The organism is Klebsiella sp. FDAARGOS_511 (assembly GCF_003812845.1).
Lineage (GTDB): Bacteria > Pseudomonadota > Gammaproteobacteria > Enterobacterales > Enterobacteriaceae > Klebsiella > Klebsiella grimontii.
The window spans coordinates 373408-394688 of sequence record NZ_CP033824.1 but is presented as its reverse complement, the minus strand read 5'-3'; the positions used below and the strand labels follow the sequence as shown (position 1 = coordinate 394688).

Sequence of the window (21281 nt, the reverse complement as noted above, 5' to 3'; positions counted from 1 at the left end):
GGAGTTTTTTAATGAAAACAACAAAATCCAGGAAAACACAATACAACGGTGAAATCACGATGATCGAATTTCTCAAAGCTAATTCTGATTTGACTACGCGTGAAATCGCCACTGCGCTGGGGCGTGGTATGTCGTCAGTGAATGGCCAGCTTCGCCAGCTTCATGGAGCAGGGCAGATTGTCCAGAGCGGCCTACGCAACGGCGCAGCCTTGTGGCGCTATAACGACATGCCGTTTGGCTGCGCGAACCGTATCCGAATGATGTTTGAAAACCTCCTGAGGGAATGTCGCGGGGTCGCTCAATGAAATTGCAGAAATGCCCTGATTGCGGCGCTGTACCTGAGTTTCACTGGAAAGATTACACGTTTGGCTCTTGCTCTGGCGCCCTGAAATGCCCAAACGACCATTACCGAGTCCAGCACAGTTACTGGGCTGGTGGAAAGAACAAAGCCAGGAATGCTCTGGAACAAAAATGGGCGGAAGCGGTGAATAAAAACGAGGTTAAAAATGGCTAAAGATTCGAAAGTGGTATACGGCGCCAGTGGCAAGACGAACGTTTTAACGTTCGAGCCTGAAAACCTTCATCTGGTTACCGACAAAACTCACCCGCTTTACGATGAGCGTATCCACCTGCCTATTAGCGAGGCTATGGTGCTGAACATCATGGACCAGGGCGTTCTTGAGCCGATTATCGTCTGGAAAGATCCGGAGACAGGGCTGTCTTGTGTGGTTGATGGCCGCCAGCGTGTGCGCCATACACTGGAAGCTAACAAGCGGCTGTCGAAAGAAGGCAAAGAACCGTTACTGGTTCCGGCAGTCGCTAAACGTGGCTCAGCCGTTCGCATGGCGCAGGCGATGGTAAGTGCTAACGAAATCCGCCAGGCAGATACGCCGCTGGGCCGAGCAAAGAAAATGGCTGATGCGCTGGAGCGCGGGCACGACGAGGACGATTTAGCCCTGATGTTTGGCGTGAGTGTCCAGACCGTACGCGCAACGCTGTCACTGCTGGATGCCACCCAGGCCGTCCGGGAAGCGGTGGAGTCTGGCACTGTTACCGTTACCCAGGCACGTCAGCTTGGCACGCTTCCCCCGGAAGAGCAGCGGGAAAAAGTGAAAGAGATTGAATCTGCGACCGCTGGGACTACCGGCCATGAAAAATCCCGTCGCCAGCGTCAGGTCCTTGGTGATAAAAATTTACGTCTTAAAACTCGAAAAGAAATTACCAAAGCCCTCGAAGGTGCCAACGGTGAATATGCTGACGCCCTGCGTTGGGTGCTCGGGGAAGAATTATGAATATTTATCCAAATAAGTACAGAAAACCTTGGCTGCGCTGGCTTGAAGCGGCAATTCAAGTTGTCTTTTTGGTGAGCTTTTTCTTCATGGTTTGGTGTATCAGCATGATCATTGAATGGGTGGCGGAATGAATATCATCGAACTGGCGCAGCTGCGTGCTGAGCTTTCAAATCCGGCAATTGGCAGTAAAGACCATTTACGAAAACTCTCTTTATCGCTGGTAGAGGCGCTGGAGAAGGCGCTGCAGGAGCGGGAAAACTGGCGCACCAGCTTTGATAATGAGCGCTTTCGCGCGGATAAGTTGGCGGCAACGCTGAGCGACGAAATAGAGCAGGCCGCGAACGTGAGAGGGCAATTATTGATAGCTCACAAAACGTTATTAAATCAGCAGGCAAAAATTGCAGAGCTGGAAGAAGCTATGGGAGGCTGAGTAGATGGATAAGCCACTTAACAAGCGCGAACGCGAGTTTTTAAAGCCAGCGATTGTCCACGGCTGGGAAATCGAAATTAGCCTATTCCGTAAAACGGCTTTATGGGATGGCGATTATCTCCTTCCAGTTAGAGTCGGCACCGTGGCTGAAAGCCTGATAAAGCGCGGCTATCTTGAGCGAATTTCTATGGGATTCGGTAGGGACATAATAAGAGCGACGGAAAAGGCTAAAAATTTGCGGTGTTACCGTTGCTCGTATGGCAGGACCATCAAAAACGGTCAGCAAGCTGGCCCATGTCCGCATTGTGACGGCGGAATCAAGCCAGAAGGAGCCAACAAATGACCAAATCAACCATAACCAGAGAGCGACTGTCAGAAATTTTAGAGTTCCGTGGCGGCAGGCTCAACAAGCCAATTAGCGATGAAGAAATTGAGTTTATGGTCCGCATCGCGCTGGCCGCAATAGACAATGGAATAAGCTTAGCCAGAAACATCGTGCCGGAGGAAATGAATATTGGTGTGGCAATGAAGTTCTGGGGCGGAGGGCGTGGTTCTATTGAGAGTTTTGTTGCGGGTTATAATTCTTGTCGCGCTGACACTATCCGCGCTCAATCAGAGCTGGAACGCGAACAGATTCGCCAGGAGCATGCGGAGTGGTCACAATCAACATTCGGTAATGTCGGTCCTATTGGTCCACTGAAACACCTCAGCAAAGAAGCGCTGGAAGCCGCAGCAGAACCAGGCGACCTCAGCGAGTGGGCTGATATGCAATTCCTGCTGTGGGACGCCCAGCGCCGGGCTGGTATCACTGACGAGCAGATTACTCAGGCGATGATCGAAAAGCTGGCAGTGAACAAACAACGCGAATGGCCTGAGCCGAAAGATGGTGAGTCGCGATTGCACATCAAAGAACAGCCAGCGCTGGTAATACCGGATGAAATATCACTTGAAAAGGTAGCGGAAATGACCGCCGCGAGAGGAGCGGAATATTCTATACGGGATGGCATCATTGCTGCTAAATGGTGGAACGCCTGCCGCGCAGCCATGCTCGCAGCCACCCCGCAGGAGGTGCCAGATGGAAAATGACAGCGACAACGTCATCACTCTGGAGCAGCCAAAGCGTGACGAAGAGAAGCTGCTGAACATCACAGTAACTGACAGGAAAGACTACAGACAACAACACTGCAAGCATCGAGCTATTGAGGTTGACGATAAGGCCCGAGTTATCCTTTGCCTACAGTGCGGCTGCGCTGTAGACCCTTTCCAGTATGTTCTCCAGTGCGCGACTGATGGCGAGGCTGTGGTGAGGGAGATTAAGCAACTTCATAACCGCCGTGACGAACTGCGCGAGGCTGTAGCCAACCTCGAGCGAGAAGAGAAAAATGCCAAGGCCCGGCTACGCTCCGCCAGGACAGCAATTCTATTCGCGGAAAATGACCTGAAAAATACTGAGCAGGGGATAAAGCAATAAAACACAAATACCATATTTGTTATCAACAAATCTAAGGTTTGTTATTTATGCAAATGATAACCAGAAAAAAGCCAGCCTTTACCGAGCTGTATCAGACCGGAGTTCTGACCCGCGTTGTTGCAGTCAGAAACGCAGATAGCGGAAGCTGGCGACTGTTTGGTCTCTGGAGAGATAAGCAAATCGGCGTATACGTAGAAGCCGCTCGCGGCGGTGTCCGGGAATGGTCAGGCCTGGATTACCTGGCTAACTTCTGCGGCAGCTGCGGAATCAGCCTGTGGGAAGTTCACAGCAAGGTCGCTGAAAAATCCGCTCAATGAGACCCCGCTTCGGCGGGTTTGTTTAATCTATAAGACAATCTCGAACATTTCTATTCATTATGCGAGTAAATAGGGGCTTGCACGCTATACAAAATATGCATCACCCTCTCTTAAAGTTTTTTATGCTGCATAATACAGAATTGTAATCGTTAAACTCTGAAGTCAGATGAAGACCTTTAGTTAGGTGAAATAGGGGGTTGCGCGCAACGCAAAATGTGCATTCTTTGTTGCAGTAGTGTTTTCTGCTACTCCATTTTTCATATAATTAATTAAATCCTGAAATTGGCTAAATTCTTCTATCTGAGTGAAATAGGGGGTTGCACCAGATAAAAAATGTGAATGACTTTTTATATTTAGTGGTTTTTCATAATGCATTGAATTTATTGATCTTTGTATTTTCATTGTTATTATCTTTTGTCCGTAAAAATAGGGTCTTGATGGACGATCTAAATATGTCATTGTATTCCAGAACGTCGCGAGTTCATTTTTAGCCATCCCTGTACAGGAAAAGAAAAATCTACGATTTATGAAATATTCACAAGGTGCAGACTGATGAATAAGAAAGAAATGAATGAAGCAATGGACGTTTTGGGTACGTATGTCGTCAACCACCTTTCTGGTGGAGTTTATGTTGTAACCCCGCTTAATGAAGGAGAGATTGTAATCACAAAGGAATCTCACGAGGAGTGTAAAGTATTCTTCCGGAAGAAGAAAAAGTGATTTATACTAATCACCTCGGCTGAACACCGAACCTATCGCGCCATCACAGGAGTAAAGTGATGACGCAAAAACGCAGCAACGCCATTTTACGCCGTGCCTCAGTGCGCGGTGTTTCTGTTTGTCTGTCGCATCCAGGCGGTGCGATATGAGAGACCCCCGTCGCAGATGCAAAGCACCCGGCTGCGGTGCCTGGTTTAACCTTACCTATTCTAATGTTTACTGGTGCTGCGAAGAGCATAAGACCCAGTACCTTGCGCATCAGCGCGAGAAACAAAAAACTAAGGCTAAAGACCGGTTAAAAAATAAACCCGTTCACCATATTCGCCCTGAACCAAAGACGGCTGAAAAGTCCCTTAGTCACTGGCTGGAAGTCACCGAGCGCGTGGTTAATACCCTGTGCCGTGAAACTGCACTTGCTAATGGAGAGGGGTGTATTTCCTGCGGAACTCACCAGGCTGCTGTCTGGCACGCTGGACATTATCGGACAGTCGCTAAAGCCTCTCATCTGCGGTTTACCCACATCAATATCAACCTTCAATGCGATGACTGCAACGTCGGCAAGTCCGGGAATATCAAAGCCTACCGCGTAGGGCTTGTGGAAAAATACGGCGAATCTGCGGTTCTAGGGCTGGATAACGACAACAGAATTCACCGCTGGACCATCGAAGAGCTGGAAGCCATCCGCTTGCAGGCTTACGCCGACTTACGCGCCCTGAAAAAAGCGCAGGAGGCGGCATGACTAATCCTTACTGCGAATCCCTCACAGCCCTACGCAATGCGCCATCACATTATTTAAAAGAGGTTGGCGACCAGTGGCGGACTCCGGATCTGTTGTTCTGGGGTATTAACGCGATGTTTGGTCCGTTGATGCTGGACCTGTTCGCTGATGACAGCAACGCAAAATGTCCTGTCTGGTACACCGCAGAAGATAACGCGCTGACACAGGACTGGTCGGAAATGCTTTCCTCAATCGGTGGTGCTGCATTTGGCAATCCGCCTTACAGCCGCTCTCAGTACCACGAAAAGCAAGCCATCACTGGCATGACTCACATCATGAATTACGCCGCTGCGCAACGCGAGAAGGGCGGACGCTATGTTTTCCTGGTCAAATCCGCAACGAGCGAAACCTGGTGGCCAGAAGATGCGGACCATGTCTGCTTTATTCGAGGGCGAATTGGTTTCGATCTGCCTGTCTGGTTTAACCCTGCCGACGAAAAACAAAGGCCAACCAGCGCTTTTTTTGCGGGCGCCATAGCTGTGTTTGATAAGACCTGGCGAGGAGAGAAATTCAGCTACATCAACCGCACCGAACTGGAAGCGAAAGGCCAGGCGTTTATGGCGCTGGCACAGTTTGCCGCCGAGCAACCGAAAATCAAAAATGAGGTGAATAAATGATTAACCCTTCTGAGGTTGGTAAATCAGGTGAAATGGTTCGCCTCCGCACTCTGGAAAGCATCTGGATACAGGGAAAGCTGCGTATGTGGGGCCGCTGGTCGTATATTGGCGGTGGTAGCGGCGGCAATATGTTTAATCAGTTATTGGCATCCGGAAAGATAACTAAAACGGCTATCAATGAAGCCTTACGCCGCATGAAGAAATCAGGAATTTCGAAACCTGAGCTTGAGGCGTTCTTCCGTGAAATTTTAGAAGGGAAAAACAAAAGCGGCCTATCGTTCTGCACTGATGATGAAGGGCTTCTGATTGATCGGGTCCTGGGTGCCATCCTTATCGCGAATGAACATAAAGGCTTATACAGTGTGCTGGTGGAGCATTACCGCTTGCGGAAAAGCAAACGCCGCATAGCGGAAGAGCTCAATGAAAAGCATCCGGACTGGTGCTTTATGACCTGCAGACGAAGAGTTGATACATGGATAAGTTTGGCTGAATCGATGCTGTACGCACCAATGTGTGATGCATTCGGCACAAATGGCGACAGATTTTACTTGCAAAGTGAGCCAGAAACTGCTTGAATTGTGTTAGGCTCGGGACGTTAAAGCGAACTGAGCAGCAAAAATCATTAGAAGCCCGAGGTTAACGCCTTGGGCTTTTTGCTTTCCGGCGATACGACAGGGGTATTCGCGAGGTGCATTGCATCAGTACCCCTGTCACATCGTCGTAGAGCGACAATCACAATTACAAAGCCTCGGTATTCGCCGGGGCTTTATCATTTGTGCAATCTGGTCAGGGCTCTTGAGTGAATACGTGCCGTACTATACGTTGAGCTCATACGCGAGAGCTCTAAACCAGATTGCTGATTTAGTTTGGCAGGGAAAGGGCTTCTTATCAGTATGCGGAATATAACTGGTGAGAGCATTGATAGTGTAGGGCAGGACTTTGTGTCGAAAGGTGGCATAAGAAGCAGGAGCAATCCCCAGGTATCACTACCCCTGCTTCTGTAAAAGTGGATAATTATTAATACCTTTTTTTGAAAGTGTTTTTATATGCTCGCCTTTCTTTGATGTAAGACACCAGTGAACCCACAGCGACTAAAAGAAGAACTACAGCTAACGCTATCATCAGTATGGTTGTTGTCATGTGAGTGAAGCCTCTAGAAGAGTATGGATATTCTTGTTTTATGTGAGGCGTAGTGTGCGAGCGAAGTGAGAAAATTCCTAACTGATTAATCTTGTTGATTTTACATCATTTATGAAATTTTATCATTCATTTTGAAATGATTTGACATGTATTGATCAAGCAAAAGCTGATTCATCACTGAGTTTTCTAAAGAGGTGCATACCCTCAGACACATTGACTCGATATATGCCGCCCAGCTATTGTGTCTGCGTGGTGAATCCCCCTGTGCGGAGGGGCGTAACTGACTAAGTGATTCGTGACGGTAACGTCAGCAGAGTTAGAAACTAATGAACGCGAGCTATGGTCGGTCACCCAAAAGCTCACCGGGAGGCACCCGGCACCACATCTAATCGCAAGTAAGTAAACCGAACACCTTGTTGGGTTTACTCATTCTCTCTGGCAGACTATGGTTAATTACAGTAACGACATAAAAGGGAATGTTTTTCTGGTAAATCGGTAGCTCGGACTATCAGGAACCTTTCTTTATCGTTACTCCTCGAAAGCCAACTTTTTCAGCCCGCTCTCATAGCGGGCTTTTTTTATTCCCCTCGTTCATGAGAGGACTCACAGCAATAGAGGGGGCTAAATGTCCGATCCTGTTTCTGCCACAACGATAGCGGCTGGTGGACTGTTCGGCGCCAGCCTATTCGGCCTGGCAACTGGTATTGATTACGGCGTGGTATTTGGTGCGTTTGCTGGTGCGGTGTTCTATGTCGCAACGGCGGTGAATATTAGCCGCATAAAGCTGGTGGGCTATTTCATTACTTCATTCATATTCGGTGTGATTGGTGCTCCTCTGCTGGGGTCGTACTTCTCAAAGTGGACTGGTTACAACGACAGGCCGCTTGATGCACTCGGAGCGGTAATCGTGGCAGCCATAGCTATAAAGCTGCTGACTTTCGTAAACAGTCAGGACCTGGGTAGCCTGTTTGGGATTCTCTCTCGCTTACGTGGAGGAGGGACAAGCAATGGTAACAAGTGATCCGAGCGCAATCATTAATGCGGTGATATGCGCTGTAATTGTTGTTGCGCTGATGTTCTACCGACGCGACGGGTCAAGACACCGCCCCATGATATCGCTGATGGCTTACTTCACTGTGCTGGTTTATGCCAGCGTTCCTTTCCGTTATCTGTTCGGTCTCTACCATGAATCACACTGGTTTGTGGTGCTGGCGAACGTCCTGATTTGCGCTGCCGTTCTCTGGTTCAGGGGGAATGTGGCGCGACTGGTTGATGCACTGAGGCACTGATGAACCAATCACAATTTCAACGGGCGGCTGGTATCAGCGCCGGGTTAGCTGCGCGCTGGTTTCCGCACATTGATGCTGCGATGAAAGAATTCGGCATCACAGCTCCACTCGATCAGGCGATGTTCATTGCCCAGATGGGGCACGAGTCCGGAGGTTTTACCCGGCTGGTGGAAAATCTGAACTATGCAGCAGATAGCCTTGTGCCTACGTTCGGTAAACACCGTATCACCGCCCAGCAGGCCGCCGCACTCGGCAGAACGGCAACGCAACTAGCTAATCAGCGAGCAATCGCGAACCTGGTGTATGGGGGCGAGTGGGGGAAAAAGAACCTCGGAAATCAGGTTGCCGGTGATGGCTGGAAATATCGCGGTCGCGGCCTGAAACAAGTTACGGGCTTGAGCAACTATCGCAGCTGCGGACAGGCACTGAAGCTTGACCTTGTCACCCAGCCTGAGCTGCTGGAGCGAGATGATTACGCCGCTCGTTCAGCCGCATGGTTTTATGTTTCCCACGGTTGCCTTCTTCATTCCGGTGATGTTGAACGCGTAACGCTGCTTATTAACGGTGGCCGCAACGGTCTGGATAAACGACGAGCGCTGTTTAACCAGGCTAAATCAGTGCTGGTGTGAGGTCACTATGGGCATTGAAATGATTATTGGTCTGGCAACTGCGTTGCTGGCCGTTATCGCTGGCGCATTTGGGTTAGGTCATGCGCGAGGCACTAATAAAGCGGAAGCCAAAGCCGATCAGCAGCGAACCGAAGAAAACGCCGCTGCTACCGTTGCCGCGGCAGAACGCCGGGCTGATGCAACGAAAGGGGCCACTGATGTACAGGAAGACGTTAAGCGTATGGTCGATGACGATGTTGATCGCGAGCTGCGCGAGCAATTCACCCGGCCCGGTAGTCGTTGATACGGCCTGCATCTGGGTGAGAGTCATTTACCTGACCGACCACGATATCGACATGCTGGATATGCAGACCAAGCGAGACATTCTGGCGCACAACAAATCCGTGCTGGCTAACTGCGAGAATAAAACCACCAAAAATTAGTAAGCCAATGCTTGCTAATTAGCAGTTCGTCTGCTAACGCTTCGTGATATGATTTTCGGCCAAAATTATCTATCAATAGGAGTGCGTAATGTGGACGTGCTGATTGACAGCGCTTTCGAGGGATATCTTTTCCTCTTACTGGATATGTGGCCAGTATTGATTGTTGCTTTCGTCGGGTTAGCTTTAGCATTTTATGGTGTGCTAATGCCCAAAACAGCAGTCATTTTTCTACTGCTTGCCGTGATCGTAGGGACTTCAGGATGGATATATACCTGATATAAAAATAAGCTATAAAATTTTTGTTTCAACAATATAATAAAAATACATGACCTTTAAGTTTCATTGGCCTTTCACTTAAGTGCATTGATCATTCTAGACCGAAGCATCGTTATGGAACCTAATAAACCCTTGGTGTGTATACGACCAAATGAATATATGCTGCAATGGTAGCCAATGATGCATCTACTATTTGTGGGGTAGCTCACCCTTGAGCTCACAGGTACTACAGTAAGGTGAACTTTGTTAAAGCTGAAAAACTCATACATTAGTTTAGAAAAAAGATGAGATTTAACAAGCGTAGCGGGCTCATGGGATTAGCGGGATTGCATATTCAGCTATCTGTTTTGCTCTTAAGGATGTCAGGTGTGGATGAAGCAATGCAAAAGCTAGTGAATTAAATGAGCTAAGTACTAAGTCGCATAGTTGAATGCCTTACAGAAGGCATTCATTTAATGATTTCTATAATAATGTCCAGAACAATAATCTGTCCGGGCAGACTAATTGGTCAGCAGTTACTGATTATAAAGACGAACTACACATTATTGTGTGGTTGCTGGTGTGAAAAAAAAGAAACACACTACTCTCATTGCACCTCTGTCCCAACACCAGTCTGTCGGAGGTCAGTTACTCGTTTAAGTGATGCTCTCCCGGATGGCTCCTGAGAGTTTATTTAATCGATAACTGTGTATGACAAAAGGCCGCATTTTTTGCGGCCTTTTTCTTAGCCATCAGAAAGGCCACCTCCTGGTGGCTTTTTTCATGGTTTTAACAACATATCAGATGCATAGGCATTTTTTCACTCTTGCCAGCCCAGTAACCGATCTTGCTTCTCTCTCTGCCAATTCAAAGGTAGCTGCGCAAAGCTTCTGGTATCTACCGGTTGTGAAGCCTTTCTTTTCCGTCAGTCCAAGTAGCGGGTTGATTCTTTTACAATTAGCCCGATGAATCCTGGTAAAGCGTTCATCACTCTTGCTTGCCTTACCGCTGGCGGTTTTTAAAGCGTTGATGACATATCCATCAGGATTATCGTTAAGCCACTGACGATATGCAGACTCACTATCCGGTTGAAGTTCACTTCTGAATATCTTTACGCCCATACGATTTCTCCGTGTTGTTTTTAATGAATTATAACAGGATTAAACCATGGCAAAACCGGACTGGGGCGAGCTTCAGCAACGGTTCCTGTCCGATCATACCGCAACCGGCGTATCACCGAAGGATTGGTGTGAAGCGCAGGGACTGAATTACGCTACTGCCCGTCGATACATCAAAAAACCTTCTGCGCAAACTGCGCAAAAACCTGCGCAGAAGAAACTGCGCACAGCGCAAAAGGAAAAGTGCGCAGAAGAGCTGGTGGATGGTGACGGCCTCACCAGTCAACAACGTTTATTTGTCGCGGAATACCTGAAAGACAACAACGCCACACAGGCAGCTATTCGCGCTGGCTACAGCAAGAAGACCGCTGAACAGATTGGCTATCAACTGCTTCAGAAAACTTCAGTTGCGCAGGCCATTGCGCAGCAGCAGAAAGCATCCATTGTGCGCACACTCGGCAGCGCTGATGAGGTGCTTGAGCAGATGTGGCGCCTGGCCACCTTCGATGCAAACCTGCTATCACAGTATCGTCGCGGGAGCTGCCGTTACTGCTGGGGCTTTGGTCACCAGTACCAATGGCGTGATGCCGTGGAGTACGAAGAAAAGCGACTCGAAGCGCTTGAGCGTAAACGTCGTGAGCCTCTCGATGTTGGCGGTTACGGTTACGACCATACCAGCGCACCTAATCCTGAATGCCCCCGCTGCAATGGTGATGGCATCGGTCAGCCGTTCTTCGCGGATACGCGCAAGCTGGCGCCTGATGCTGCACTTGCCTATTCCGGCGTCAAGCTCGGGAAGAATGGGGTAGAGATAACGGCTATCAGCCGCGAGCGAATGTACGAGGCGGTGATGAAGCGCCTTGGCCTGGCCGATAGCGAGTTCGCCCAGCGTCTGCAGCAGATAGAAATCGAGCGCCGACAGCTGGAGAACGACAAACTCCGCAAAGAACTAGCCGCTGACCCGGAAGATGACGAACCAACGCCAGTTGCAATCAATATCAACGTAGTCGATGCGCGAGTGAGGGAAGAGGATGGCGATAGCACCGACGCTTAACATCCCTCAGGCCAAATTCCTTGCGATGCAGTACAAGTTTAAGGCTTACGTAGCCGGGTTTGGTTCTGGCAAGACATGGGTTGGTTGCGGCGGTATCTGCAAAGGGATGTGGGAACACCCCAAAATCAACCAGGGTTACTTTGCGCCAACGTATCCGCAAATCCGTGACATCTTTTATCCCACTGTAGAGGAGGTGGCCCACGACTGGGGGCTGAATGTCAAAATCAATGAGGGAAACAAAGAGGTCCATTTCTACGCCGGGAAGCAGTTCCGCGGGACGACGATATGCCGCTCGATGGAAAAGCCACATACCATCGTTGGTTTCAAAATTGGTAATGCCCTGATAGATGAGCTCGATGTGATGCCCGCCAAAAAGGCGCAGTTAGCCTGGCGGAAAATCATTGCGCGTATGCGTTACAACGTGCCCGGTCTGCGTAACGGAATAGACGTCACCACGACGCCGGAAGGGTTTAAGTTTGTTTATCAACAGTTCGCAAAGGCTGTGCGCGATAAACCTTCGCTCTCAACGCTATACGGGCTGGTTCAGGCCTCGACCTTCGACAACGAAAAGAACCTGCCGGCAGACTACATTCCATCCCTGATGGAGTCTTATCCGCCGGAGCTGATTAAGGCTTATCTGCGCGGCCAGTTTACCAACCTGACCAGCGGGACTATTTACCATCAGTTTGACCGTAAGCTGAATAACTGCCAGGAGGAAGAGCAGCCCGGCGAACCTCTGTATATCGGTATGGATTTCAACGTCGGGAAAATGGCCGGAATTGTTCATGTGCTACGCCTTGGGCTTCCCTGTGCAGTTACGGAAATCATTAAGGCTTACGACACACCGGACATTATTCGCATCATTAAAGAGCGGTTCTGGCTGTATGACGGCCATGACTACCGGAAGGTGCGGGAAATCTATATTTACCCAGACGCCTCCGGTGATTCTCGTAAATCAGCCCATGCCAGCACTACGGATATCGCCCAGCTTAAACAGGCAGGCTTTAATGTGATCGTGAATGATTCAAACCCGCCAGTAAAAGATCGTATTAATTCCATGAACGCCATGTTCTGCAATGGCAATGGTGAGCGTCGCTACAAAGTGAATGTAAAGCGCTGCCCGGTATACACGGAGTCGCTTGAGCAGCAGGTCTGGGGCGAAAATGGCGAGCCTGACAAAAAAGCCGATAACGATCACCCCAACGATGCCGGCGGCTACTTCATCGTGAAACAGTTTCCGATCGTCAAACCAACCGGGAAAGTCACCCAACTGCGGATGTAAAACTATGCCTGATATTTCAACACCCAACCTCGACTATAACGACATGGTTGAGGCCTGGGATATCAACGATGCGCTGATGGGCGGTACGCTTGAAATGCGGCGGCAGAATAAAACCTATCTTCCTCGGTGGCCTAAAGAGGACAAGGAGGCCTACGAACAACGTCTGGCCGTAGCTACGCTTCTCCCTGCATATGAAGAGGCGATTAAGCAAAACATCGGTCGCGTGTTTGCTGAGCCGACGAGGCTTAGCGAAGAAACCCCCGAGAAGATTGTCGAGTTGGCTGAAAATATCGACATGGAAGGCGACCGACTTGATGTATGGGCGCAGCAATTCTTCTCGCTCGCGTTCCAGTACGGTCTGGCGCATGCCCTTGTGGACTATACGCGAACAGATCCAGAAGCGGTTAAGACGAGGGCTGACGAGCAAGCAGCTGGTGGTCGCCCATACGTGACAATGCTCAATCCCCGGCAGGTCATTGGCTGGAAGTCTGATGTTCGGGGAGGCAAAGTCATTCTGACGGATTTGCGCGTAAAAGAGGTTATCGTCGTTGATGGCAATGACTACGGGCAGACAAAGGTAGAACAGATTCGCCACATCATGCCGCGCAAGGTTGAGATATATCGCCGCAACAAGGGCGATAACGGCGAAAGCCAGTGGCAACTTCATGACCAGTGGAATACCAGCCGTGATGATATTCCTCTGGTGACGCTCTACACGAAGCGAACAGGATTTATGCGCGGCTCTCCACCGCTGCTGAACCTGGCATTGCTGAACATCAAGCACTGGCAGAGCCAGAGCGAACAGGACAATATCCTGCATGTCGCGCGTGTTCCTTTGTTATCGGCATTCGGTCTCGCCGAGGGTCAAGAGTTGACTATCGGATCATCGGTCGCAACTCTGTTCTCTGATCGCTCTAAGCAAGGGCTCGAATACACTGAACACACTGGATCGGCAATCGGCTCAGGTAAAACGTCTCTGGATGACCTGGAGAATCAGATGCGCCAGGCTGGGGCGAAGTTGCTTCGGGTAGAAAATACCTCGACCAAATCAGTCGATCAGACGCATGAAGAGCACATGCAGGAGAATTCGCCGCTGTACACGATGGCGAGTTCGCTGGAGGACGCGCTCGATAACATCCTGCAGATCATGGCGGAATGGCTTGGTGAATCCGAGGGTGGAAACGTCGATGTCAGAACTGAGCTGGATGTTTCGGCACAGACATTCGATTCCGCGGCCGCTACGGCTGTTCAGTCACTTCGGCAGGGTGGTGATATTCGCCAGTTTGATGCGGTTCGCGTTCTTCAGGCGCTGAAATTCATCGACCCGGACGCAAAACCTGAAGAGGTGATCGACGAACTGAGGAACCAGCAGGTGACGCTTGTCGGCGGCCTGAGTAACCAGGGTGGTGCAAATGGCAACGGCGAATGACAAGCTTCAGGATGAATCGATAGCGCATGCGATATGGATAGCGCGGTACAGCACCAGCGTTGCAAACAGGATGATAAAGGTCCTGAATGACAGCGACGCTGAGCTGACCGCCAGATTGCTGGTGGCCATGGATAGCCTGGATGCTGACAGCTTTACCGTATCGCGACTGGAAGCGCTGCTCGTTAGTGTCAGGGCTCTTAATCGCGAGGCTGTGCAGTCAATGTACGCGGGACTATCTGAAGAGTTGCAGCAACTCGCTCAGCACGAAGCAGGCTTTCAGCTGAGCCTGTTCCAGTTTGCGATCCCCGATGATGTTCTATCGCTTCATCCACTGGTGGGCATTTCACCGGATGTCGTTTACGCAGCTACGATGGCACAGCCGTTTCAGGGGCGCCTGCTTTCGGAGTGGGCAGATAACCTTGAAGCTGACAGAATGGCAAGAATATCCAATACAGTGCGGCAGGGTTTTCTCCTGGGCGATACACATGAGCAAATCGCCAGAAAGGTCCGTGGTCATGCTAACCGTGGCTATCAGGATGGCGCGCTGCAGATGAGCCGCACCAATGCCGGCAGTATTGCAAAAACGGCTGTGGGGCATCTTGCTTCTACGGCCAGGAAAAGCTTTGCAGATGCGAACGATGACATTTTGAAGGGTAAGCAGTGGTTATCCACTTTGGATAACCGGACATCAAAAGAATGTCGGATTCGCGACCGCCTCAAGTACACCCTGGATGGTAAACCCATCGGCCACAAAATCCCCTACCTTCAGGGCCCGGGGAAAATTCACTTTTGCTGCCGCAGCACCGAAACCTACATCCTTAAGTCGTCGGATGAGCTCGGTATTGCTGTGGGGCAAATATCGGATAGTTCCCGCGCCAGCATGGACGGACAGGTGCCAGCGGATACCGATTATCAGGGCTGGTTCTCGCGGCAATCATTCACACGGCAGTCCCAGATTGTCGGCGTGACGCGCGCCAGGCTGATTCGTGATGGCGGCATGTCTCCTGATGAATTCTATAACGACAGGGGAGAATGGCTGACGCTGGACCAGCTACGCAACCGTGACGCGCAGGCATTCAGCAACGCCAGGCTTTAATTTTCTATAAATCAACAATCAGGCTGCCTTCGGGTGGCTTTTTTATTGCCGTAATCCGGATGGTGAGCGGTGCAACGGTCGGATGACCCCAAAAAGGTATCAACATGAAACTGAAGACAGCAGAAGTAAACGGCAAACAGTATGCAGAAATTGACGCGAACGGTCTGCCCGTCTACGTCCACGACGACGGCCAGGAGGTCGGTTTTGATGCCGTCCAGGCAGTGGGAAAAATTTCCGCACTGAATGGCGAGGCAAAATCTCATCGTGAATCTAAAGAAGCTGCTGAAGCCAGCCTGGCTAAATTTGCCAAAATCGGTGACCCGGCGAAGGCGCTCGAAGCGCTGGACATGATGACCAAAATCGACCAGAAAAAACTGATCGACGCGGGTGCTGTTGACCAGGTGAAAGCGGATATCACCAAATCATTCCAGGCGCAGCTTGATGAAGCTACTCAGCGTGCGACGACCCTTGAAGGCCAGCTGTATCAGGAAATGATTGGCGGCCGGTTCTCAGGCTCGAAATTCATCGCAGATAAAGTAGCAATTCCGGCAGATATGCTTCAGGCGCGGTTCGGTCAGTCCTTCAAAGTCGAGGACGGCAAAGTCGTTGCCTATGATGGCTCTGGCAACAAAATTTATTCCCGTTCTAAGCCGGGCGAACTGGCGGCCTTTGATGAGGCGCTGGAATTCCTGGTGGAGCAGTACCCGCAGAAAGATCACATTCTGAAGGCCAGCGGCAATCAAGGAGGAGGCTCTCGCCAGTCTCAGCATTCACTCGGGCAGAAAACGATGAAACGCGATGCGTTTACCAGTCTGAGCCCGACAGATCAGCAATCAACTCTCAAAGACGGTATCACCATCGTCGATTAATTCTTTGCCAGCCGCCGGATGGCTGCTGGTGCCGGAGCTGGATAGCTCAACCAACCCTATATTTTAATCTCCAAGGAATCTATACATATGGCTAATACGCTTACCGGGTTGATCCCGACTATCTTCACGGCTCTGGATACCGTATCTCGCGAACAGGTCGGTTTTATCCCGGCTGTATCGCGCAATGCTAAAGCTGATGCGGCGGCGAAGGACCAGACTGTTACTGCGCCGGTTGCGCCACCGGCAACCACTGTTGATATTACCCCGGGGGCTACGGCGCCGAATGACGGAGACCAGACGATCGGCACTGTTGATGTCAAAATCACCAAATCCAAAATGGCCCCGGTTAAATGGAACGGTGAGGAACAACTGGCGCTGGGGCCCGCAGGGACATACAACACCATCCTTGCTGATCAGTTTAAGCAGGCTTTTCGCGCGCTGGCCAACGAGATGGATGCGGATTTGGCGGCGCTGTATTTCGCCTCTTCCCGTGCTGTCGGTACTGCGGGTACAGCACCGTTTGGTATTGCCGGTGATTTATCAGATGCGGCAAATGCGCGTCAGGTTCTCTCTGACAACGGTTCGCCGACAACTGATCTGCAGATGGTTCTCGGTTCTTCGGCTATCGCTAACCTCCGCGGTAAACAGTCTGTTCTGTTCAAAGTAAACGAATCCGGTACTGATGCGCTTCTGCGCGAAGGTATCGTGGGGCAACTGGAAGGTTTCAATATCCACGAATCCGCGCATGTCAAGAAACGCGCTGCATCTCCGGCTGCCGGATACCTGGTAAATGGAGCAAAAGCTGAAGGCGATATTCTGATTGCGATTGATACCGGCACAGGTGCTTTTGCAGCGGGTGACATCGTGACGTTTGACGGGGACAGCAATAAATACCTTGTTGCTGCTGCGACGGCCACAGCAATCACCCTGGCTGCTCCTGGCTTACGTCAGGTACTAGCCGACAACACCGCTATTACCGCTGGTGGCGCCTACACCGCAAACATGGCGTTTGATCGTAATGCATTCCTGCTTGCATCCCGAACTCCGGCAATGCCGCAGGGCGGCGATACCGCGGATGATGTGATGAACGTTACTGACCCGGTATCTGGCATCACTTATCAGGTAGCACTGTACCGCCAGTATCGCCAGGTGCGTTACGAAGTCGGTTTGTCCTGGGGCGTAGCGGCAGTTAAGTCGGCGCACTCAGCGTTGTTGCTGGGCTGATAAACAGGGGCTTCGGCCCCTTTTTTTAGTGGAGGGCTAATGGCCGGATTAACAAAAGAGCAGCGCGCCCAACGAGCTGCTGAGCAAACTGCGTCTACGCAGGCGGATAACAACGTACCCGTATCGACCATATCGCAGCTGGTGACGATGATTACCGATTTCCCGGCATTCCCCGGCGCCCCCAATACCGCCAACGTTCACCCTGATGAAGTGGAGAACTGGAAGGCGCACGGCTGGAAAGAAATGGAGTGATGCATGATCACTTTCATCACCGTTGAAGACGTCAATTCGATTCTCGGTGCCACCTGGACAGATGAAAGCAAAAAAGCCAAATCTGTGCTGATGGCTAATACCTGGATGAATGGACTTAACCTGAAAATGCCGTGCAATAAGGCAACTCACGAAATCATCATTCCTGACGATGTGAAACAAGCTGGCGCCTATGCGGCGCTAGCGGCCTCGAATGGTGGCCTTTATCAGCAGAAAACCGATTCTGGTGTGTTGCTGAGTAAGACGGTAGATGCCGAAGATGTCAGCGTTTCAAAGACCTTCGCGGAACTCGCTACCAACAGCTCGGCATTGCTTGATTCCGATCTGCAGCTGGCGCTTGCAATGCTAAAGCCCTATGGCGTTAGTCAGTCTCAGGTACGGCTGGTAAGGGGGTGATATGCAAAACACTGATGTGCATTATGCCGGTGACGGGCTCGGCCCTCGCGATGTGTTTGTGAATGGAAACCCGATCAATTATGTCGTTTACGCAAACCCGGCAAAGGGCGTTGTTGAGTTTGCTCCGCTTCCGCTGAGGGTTAAACGCAACGGCGAAATCTATACCAGGAAACTGCGTGGTAACGTCCTGGTCCTTTTTACTGGCGGATATGTTTCTAACAATATCCCGCTTCAGCGTTTTGGTGAAAAAGGCATAGAGGAGGTAGACCGTGGGTATCCGCGACGAACTCCAAACTGAAGTCGCCGCAGCCTTCGATACAGACCTGCAGGATGCCGTTAAGGATTTCACTGGGTCATACACCGTTCGAGGTGCCTGGGACCCGGTGACGGAAACCGGCACTGAAACGCAGGTGACTTACTCGGGGCGTGGAGTGCTGGCGCGTTATAAACTGCGCCGTATCGATGGCGTTAACATTCTGCATGGTGACGTGAAGCTAACCGCCCTGGTCAATGAGGTGACTGACAAGCCGGCAGTCGGGCATATCATCACCGCACCGGATTCTATTACGGGTGAGCTTCAGCGTTACGAGATCATCACCGCTTCTGCCGACTCTGCTGGCGCTGCGTACTCCATTCAACTGCGGAGGGTGTGATATGGCTAAGGGCTGGAACATTGACCCGGTGGCATTCGCCGGGCTGGTGGCCGAAGATGTCAAACTACGCCAGCGGACAATCGCCATTCAACTGCTGAATGAAATTGTTCAACGGTCGCCGGTAGGAAACCCGGAGCTGTGGGCCATCAACGCGACCGCGGTTCAATACAACAAAGCTGTTGGGGAATGGAACGAATCTCTTTATGCCGATCCTTCTAACCTGACCAAAACCGGAAAGCTCAGGAAGAAAGTCCGTGTTAATGACAGCATGGATATCAGGCGGCCGGCTGAGTATCGCGCAGGAACCTTCAGGGCATCGCATTTTGTCAGTATCGGCGAACCCGATCACTCCGTCCCGACCGAACCGGATCCGCGTGGGACAATGACGTTTCTTAATGGCAAAAATATCATTGAACAGGCGCCAGCCTACTCGGTGATTTACATCCAGTCGAACCTGCCTTACTCCGTGCCTCTGGAGAATGGCCACTCAACGCAGGCGCCGACAGGCGTCTATGCCGTCTCGTTTAATGGTGTGATTCAGGCCTACAAATGACTCTCACAGAAATCAGAAACGCTGCCATTTCCCGAATGGCGGCACAGACCGCTATTGCCTCTGATGCGGTGGATTATCCCAATGGTCCGGTATTTGACCCCGGCGGCCGCGATATCTGGGCCCGCCTCACTAACATTGCAGGACAGGCTGGCGCAACCGAGATCGGGGACGGGCCGGTCGTGCACAGGACAGGTTTACTCATCATTCAGCTGTTTGTTCCGGTCGGTTCCGGGACGTTGCTTATCTCCCGGACCGCCGATCAGCTAACGGAGCTATTTGAGTTCAAGGACGACGGAAAGCTGAGTTATTTCGCCGTTTCTGCTGTACCGGCAGGCGAGACCGATGGCTGGTTACAGCTCAATCTTCAAATTCCTTATCGCGCTCTGTAGCGCACAAAAAACAGGAGGCTCCTGTGAGCTCAGGTGCAAAAGTAGTAGCCGCGTTTATTCGTGAGACAACGCCAGGTATCACGCCAACAGCAGGGGCGTGGAACCTGCTGCGGCGTTCTTCATTTGGTCTGAAACCAACGCAGAACACCAACGACAATGACGAAATCGCTGGTGAACGCATGGCGCAGGGTGTTTCACGCGGCACTGTGGATGTCGGCGGCGATGTCGGCACGCGGTTTCGCTGGAACCAGCATGATGATTTTCTTGCCAGCTGTTTCGGTACCGAATGGGTAAATAACGTGCTGACGATGGGTAACGGTCGTATTACGTTCTCCGTGGCGACCTTTGCCAGTGATGTGGGGATCGCCCAGATTGCCCGCGGTTGCCAGGTTGGCACCTTCCAGATGGAAATCCCGGCCGATGGTGATATCACTGCAACCATTACGTTTGCAGGGCTGGACTGGGAGACGAAAGGGGACGACACAAGCTATTTCACCGCACCGGTGGATTTGGCGGGGGCGCTGCGTTACTCCTTCAAAGAGGTCACGAACATCCGGCTGAATGGTGTTGATGGCGGGACAGGCTTCTGCGTCGACACCTTTAACATTCAATTCAACAACAATATGCAGACCCAGCGCTGCATCGGTACCGGTTCGGCGTTCGCCGGCGCAAATATACCGACAACCTTTACCCCGTCAGGTCAAATCACTCTGTCATGGTCAAAGGCTGCCTGGGAGGTTTACAAAAAAACGTTCACCGGCGAAACGGTGCCGTTTAGCTTCACGCTGGAGAATGCTGAAGGCGCCTATACCTTCGATTTCCCGGAAGTGCAGATTTCCGGCGACTGGCCTGATGCGGGCAGTACTGACATTGTTCAGGTTCAGCTGGATATCACCGCGGCCAATACTCCGCCAACTATTAACCGCGTTCCTGCCACTACTGGCGGTGGTGATTAACATTAGCCCTCTTTGGAGGGTTTTTTTATGGAGTTTTTATGCTGATTGTTACCCCGAAAATTGATTTAAATGGTGAGCGCTGGTTTTATCCCTACAAAAAGCCAGAAGGCAGCAAAAAGGAATTCTCGCCGGAAGAAGAATCGCTGTTCAAACTTCGCCTGCTGGTGGCCAGCAGCGAGAATCCGCAATATCGCTCTCGTAACGCGCTGGTGCGCCGCCACATCGATAAGATGGACGCAGGTTATAAGGTGGGGACAACGGATTTTAATCTCGCCAGCGTGGACGATATCGACTCTGTTGATGACCTGCTGATCGATAACGTAGCGCGGTTCCTGCTGAAAGGCTGGGAAGGTGTGGGCCAGCTGGTGGATGGCACAGAGGTTGCTCTCGACTATACCCCAGAACTCGGGACCGCCATGCTGAAACAGCACCCGGAGCTGTACTGGCTGATACTGGCCGAGTCCGCGAACATTGCTCAGGGTAAAGAGCAGCAGACTCAGGAAACCGTAAAAAAGCCTTAGAGGCGCAGAAGTGGCTTAAGGAGTTCGGGGTCGAACGGGGAGATAAGGCAAAGTGGCGGCGGGAGAAATTAAATCTCCCACCAATCCCTGAGCCTGAGATTGATGCTGTGA

The 21281-nt window shown here is 51.0% G+C and carries 34 protein-coding genes and 1 pseudogene; 32 read left to right on the top strand and 3 right to left on the bottom strand.

Translation table 11 applies throughout. From position 1 onward, the window contains the following. The first annotated feature begins 11 nt into the window (after window positions 1-11). From EGY08_RS02920 to EGY08_RS02885, 9 genes and pseudogenes are all read left to right on the top strand, one after another. The gene (locus EGY08_RS02920; protein WP_049073884.1) at window positions 12-305 is read left to right on the top strand and encodes a FaeA/PapI family transcriptional regulator; all 294 of its coding nucleotides are present in this window, start codon (window positions 12-14) and stop codon (window positions 303-305) included. After that, complete coding sequence (locus EGY08_RS02915) at window positions 302-514, top strand: hypothetical protein (RefSeq protein ID WP_123828184.1); 213 nt, start codon at window positions 302-304, stop codon at window positions 512-514. Before EGY08_RS02920 ends, EGY08_RS02915 begins: the two co-directional genes overlap by 4 nt. Further along, complete coding sequence (locus tag EGY08_RS02910) at window positions 507-1292, top strand: ParB/RepB/Spo0J family partition protein (protein ID WP_123828183.1); 786 nt, start codon at window positions 507-509, stop codon at window positions 1290-1292. Before EGY08_RS02915 ends, EGY08_RS02910 begins: the two co-directional genes overlap by 8 nt. Further along, window positions 1289-1423 (top strand): hypothetical protein, encoded by a 135-nt coding sequence (locus EGY08_RS31235; RefSeq protein ID WP_264834661.1) that lies wholly within the window; start codon window positions 1289-1291, stop codon window positions 1421-1423. The genes EGY08_RS02910 and EGY08_RS31235 overlap by 4 nt, the downstream gene beginning before the upstream one ends. Further along, window positions 1420-1722 (top strand): hypothetical protein, encoded by a 303-nt coding sequence (locus tag EGY08_RS30985; RefSeq protein WP_228712768.1) that lies wholly within the window; start codon window positions 1420-1422, stop codon window positions 1720-1722. Before EGY08_RS31235 ends, EGY08_RS30985 begins: the two co-directional genes overlap by 4 nt. Window positions 1723-1726: 4 nt before the next feature. After that, entirely contained in the window at window positions 1727-2065 is a 339-nt protein-coding gene (locus EGY08_RS02900; protein ID WP_123828182.1) for a hypothetical protein, read from the top strand. A 263-nt stretch (window positions 2066-2328) separates the two neighbouring features. Then, window positions 2329-2787, top strand: a pseudogene (locus tag EGY08_RS02895) (DUF550 domain-containing protein); the annotation flags it as partial. Between the two features lie 10 nt (window positions 2788-2797). Further along, window positions 2798-3193 (top strand): hypothetical protein, encoded by a 396-nt coding sequence (locus tag EGY08_RS02890; protein ID WP_123828181.1) that lies wholly within the window; start codon window positions 2798-2800, stop codon window positions 3191-3193. Window positions 3194-3240: 47 nt separating this feature from the next. After that, on the top strand, window positions 3241-3510 hold the full coding sequence (locus tag EGY08_RS02885) for a hypothetical protein (protein ID WP_123828180.1): 270 nt from the start codon (window positions 3241-3243) through the stop codon (window positions 3508-3510). A 180-nt stretch (window positions 3511-3690) separates the two neighbouring features. Here the strand turns inward: EGY08_RS02885 and EGY08_RS02880 are convergent, their stop codons facing one another. Then, a complete protein-coding gene (locus EGY08_RS02880; protein ID WP_123828179.1) occupies window positions 3691-3969 on the bottom strand; it encodes a hypothetical protein in 279 nt (92 codons plus the stop codon). A 93-nt stretch (window positions 3970-4062) separates the two neighbouring features. Here EGY08_RS02880 and EGY08_RS30730 point away from each other — a divergent pair, with 93 nt between their 5' ends. The 4 genes from EGY08_RS30730 to EGY08_RS02865 all read left to right on the top strand — a co-directional run bounded on the left by EGY08_RS30730 (window position 4063) and on the right by EGY08_RS02865 (window position 6200). Next, entirely contained in the window at window positions 4063-4230 is a 168-nt protein-coding gene (locus EGY08_RS30730; protein ID WP_155774241.1) for a hypothetical protein, read from the top strand. 145 nt (window positions 4231-4375) lie between these two features. Continuing rightward, complete coding sequence (locus tag EGY08_RS02875; protein WP_123828178.1) at window positions 4376-4969, top strand: recombination protein NinG; 594 nt, start codon at window positions 4376-4378, stop codon at window positions 4967-4969. Beyond that, window positions 4966-5625, top strand: coding sequence for a phage N-6-adenine-methyltransferase (locus EGY08_RS02870; protein WP_123828177.1), 660 nt, complete (start codon window positions 4966-4968; stop codon window positions 5623-5625). Before EGY08_RS02875 ends, EGY08_RS02870 begins: the two co-directional genes overlap by 4 nt. Beyond that, window positions 5622-6200 carry a DUF1133 family protein gene (locus EGY08_RS02865; protein WP_123828176.1) on the top strand — a complete coding sequence of 193 codons (579 nt, stop codon included), beginning with the start codon at window positions 5622-5624 and terminating at the stop codon, window positions 6198-6200. Before EGY08_RS02870 ends, EGY08_RS02865 begins: the two co-directional genes overlap by 4 nt. 442 nt (window positions 6201-6642) lie before the next feature. Here the strand turns inward: EGY08_RS02865 and EGY08_RS31405 are convergent, their stop codons facing one another. After that, window positions 6643-6747 (bottom strand): small membrane protein, encoded by a 105-nt coding sequence (locus EGY08_RS31405; protein WP_224384997.1) that lies wholly within the window; start codon window positions 6745-6747, stop codon window positions 6643-6645. A gap of 643 nt (window positions 6748-7390) precedes the next feature. Between EGY08_RS31405 and EGY08_RS02860 the strand changes: the two genes are divergently transcribed. Genes EGY08_RS02860 through EGY08_RS02840 form a run of 5 tightly spaced genes read left to right on the top strand, consistent with a single transcriptional unit; the run spans window position 7391 to window position 9105 of the window. After that, entirely contained in the window at window positions 7391-7786 is a 396-nt protein-coding gene (locus EGY08_RS02860) for a phage holin family protein (RefSeq protein WP_004121584.1), read from the top strand. Beyond that, window positions 7773-8054, top strand: a complete 282-nt coding sequence (locus EGY08_RS02855; protein WP_123828175.1) for a phage holin family protein — start codon at window positions 7773-7775, stop codon at window positions 8052-8054. Before EGY08_RS02860 ends, EGY08_RS02855 begins: the two co-directional genes overlap by 14 nt. Next, window positions 8054-8683 carry a glycoside hydrolase family 19 protein gene (locus tag EGY08_RS02850; protein ID WP_123828174.1) on the top strand — a complete coding sequence of 210 codons (630 nt, stop codon included), beginning with the start codon at window positions 8054-8056 and terminating at the stop codon, window positions 8681-8683. Before EGY08_RS02855 ends, EGY08_RS02850 begins: the two co-directional genes overlap by 1 nt. A gap of 7 nt (window positions 8684-8690) precedes the next feature. Next, a complete protein-coding gene (locus tag EGY08_RS02845; protein ID WP_123828173.1) occupies window positions 8691-8966 on the top strand; it encodes a hypothetical protein in 276 nt (91 codons plus the stop codon). Next, window positions 8917-9105, top strand: coding sequence for a hypothetical protein (locus tag EGY08_RS02840; protein ID WP_123828172.1), 189 nt, complete (start codon window positions 8917-8919; stop codon window positions 9103-9105). The genes EGY08_RS02845 and EGY08_RS02840 overlap by 50 nt, the downstream gene beginning before the upstream one ends. Window positions 9106-10160: 1055 nt before the next feature. On the opposite strand, the gene EGY08_RS02830 is transcribed toward EGY08_RS02840, so the two are convergent. Beyond that, window positions 10161-10481: a hypothetical protein gene (locus EGY08_RS02830; protein ID WP_123828171.1), complete on the bottom strand. Its 321-nt coding sequence runs from the start codon at window positions 10479-10481 to the stop codon at window positions 10161-10163. A 46-nt stretch (window positions 10482-10527) separates the two neighbouring features. On the opposite strand from EGY08_RS02830, the gene EGY08_RS02825 reads away from it, so the two are divergent. The 14 genes from EGY08_RS02825 (at window position 10528) to EGY08_RS02760 (ending at window position 21170) form a co-directional block, all read left to right on the top strand. After that, window positions 10528-11532, top strand: a complete 1005-nt coding sequence (locus EGY08_RS02825; RefSeq protein WP_123828170.1) for a terminase small subunit — start codon at window positions 10528-10530, stop codon at window positions 11530-11532. Next, on the top strand, window positions 11510-12814 hold the full coding sequence (locus EGY08_RS02820; protein ID WP_123828169.1) for a terminase large subunit domain-containing protein: 1305 nt from the start codon (window positions 11510-11512) through the stop codon (window positions 12812-12814). Before EGY08_RS02825 ends, EGY08_RS02820 begins: the two co-directional genes overlap by 23 nt. Window positions 12815-12818: 4 nt before the next feature. Beyond that, on the top strand, window positions 12819-14243 hold the full coding sequence (locus EGY08_RS02815; RefSeq protein WP_123828168.1) for a DUF4055 domain-containing protein: 1425 nt from the start codon (window positions 12819-12821) through the stop codon (window positions 14241-14243). Continuing rightward, a complete protein-coding gene (locus EGY08_RS02810; RefSeq protein WP_123828167.1) occupies window positions 14227-15339 on the top strand; it encodes a phage minor head protein in 1113 nt (370 codons plus the stop codon). The genes EGY08_RS02815 and EGY08_RS02810 overlap by 17 nt, the downstream gene beginning before the upstream one ends. Window positions 15340-15443: 104 nt before the next feature. Then, entirely contained in the window at window positions 15444-16208 is a 765-nt protein-coding gene (locus EGY08_RS02805; RefSeq protein WP_123828166.1) for a DUF6651 domain-containing protein, read from the top strand. Between the two features lie 87 nt (window positions 16209-16295). Then, the gene (locus EGY08_RS02800) at window positions 16296-17432 is read left to right on the top strand and encodes a P22 phage major capsid protein family protein (protein WP_123828165.1); all 1137 of its coding nucleotides are present in this window, start codon (window positions 16296-16298) and stop codon (window positions 17430-17432) included. Window positions 17433-17471: 39 nt separating this feature from the next. Beyond that, a complete protein-coding gene (locus EGY08_RS02795; protein WP_015958310.1) occupies window positions 17472-17684 on the top strand; it encodes a hypothetical protein in 213 nt (70 codons plus the stop codon). A 3-nt stretch (window positions 17685-17687) separates the two neighbouring features. Beyond that, a complete protein-coding gene (locus EGY08_RS02790; protein WP_123828164.1) occupies window positions 17688-18098 on the top strand; it encodes a protein singed in 411 nt (136 codons plus the stop codon). A gap of 1 nt (window position 18099) precedes the next feature. Then, entirely contained in the window at window positions 18100-18396 is a 297-nt protein-coding gene (locus EGY08_RS02785; RefSeq protein WP_004146199.1) for a hypothetical protein, read from the top strand. Then, window positions 18368-18751: a hypothetical protein gene (locus EGY08_RS02780; RefSeq protein WP_012967908.1), complete on the top strand. Its 384-nt coding sequence runs from the start codon at window positions 18368-18370 to the stop codon at window positions 18749-18751. The genes EGY08_RS02785 and EGY08_RS02780 overlap by 29 nt, the downstream gene beginning before the upstream one ends. 1 nt (window position 18752) lies before the next feature. Then, window positions 18753-19304, top strand: a complete 552-nt coding sequence (locus EGY08_RS02775) for a hypothetical protein (protein WP_123828163.1) — start codon at window positions 18753-18755, stop codon at window positions 19302-19304. Then, complete coding sequence (locus EGY08_RS02770; RefSeq protein WP_004121537.1) at window positions 19301-19693, top strand: phage tail terminator-like protein; 393 nt, start codon at window positions 19301-19303, stop codon at window positions 19691-19693. Before EGY08_RS02775 ends, EGY08_RS02770 begins: the two co-directional genes overlap by 4 nt. Window positions 19694-19716: 23 nt before the next feature. Further along, window positions 19717-20649: a phage tail tube protein gene (locus EGY08_RS02765; RefSeq protein ID WP_123828162.1), complete on the top strand. Its 933-nt coding sequence runs from the start codon at window positions 19717-19719 to the stop codon at window positions 20647-20649. Window positions 20650-20687: 38 nt separating this feature from the next. Beyond that, window positions 20688-21170: a hypothetical protein gene (locus EGY08_RS02760; RefSeq protein WP_123828161.1), complete on the top strand. Its 483-nt coding sequence runs from the start codon at window positions 20688-20690 to the stop codon at window positions 21168-21170. Window positions 21171-21281: the final 111 nt, after the last annotated feature.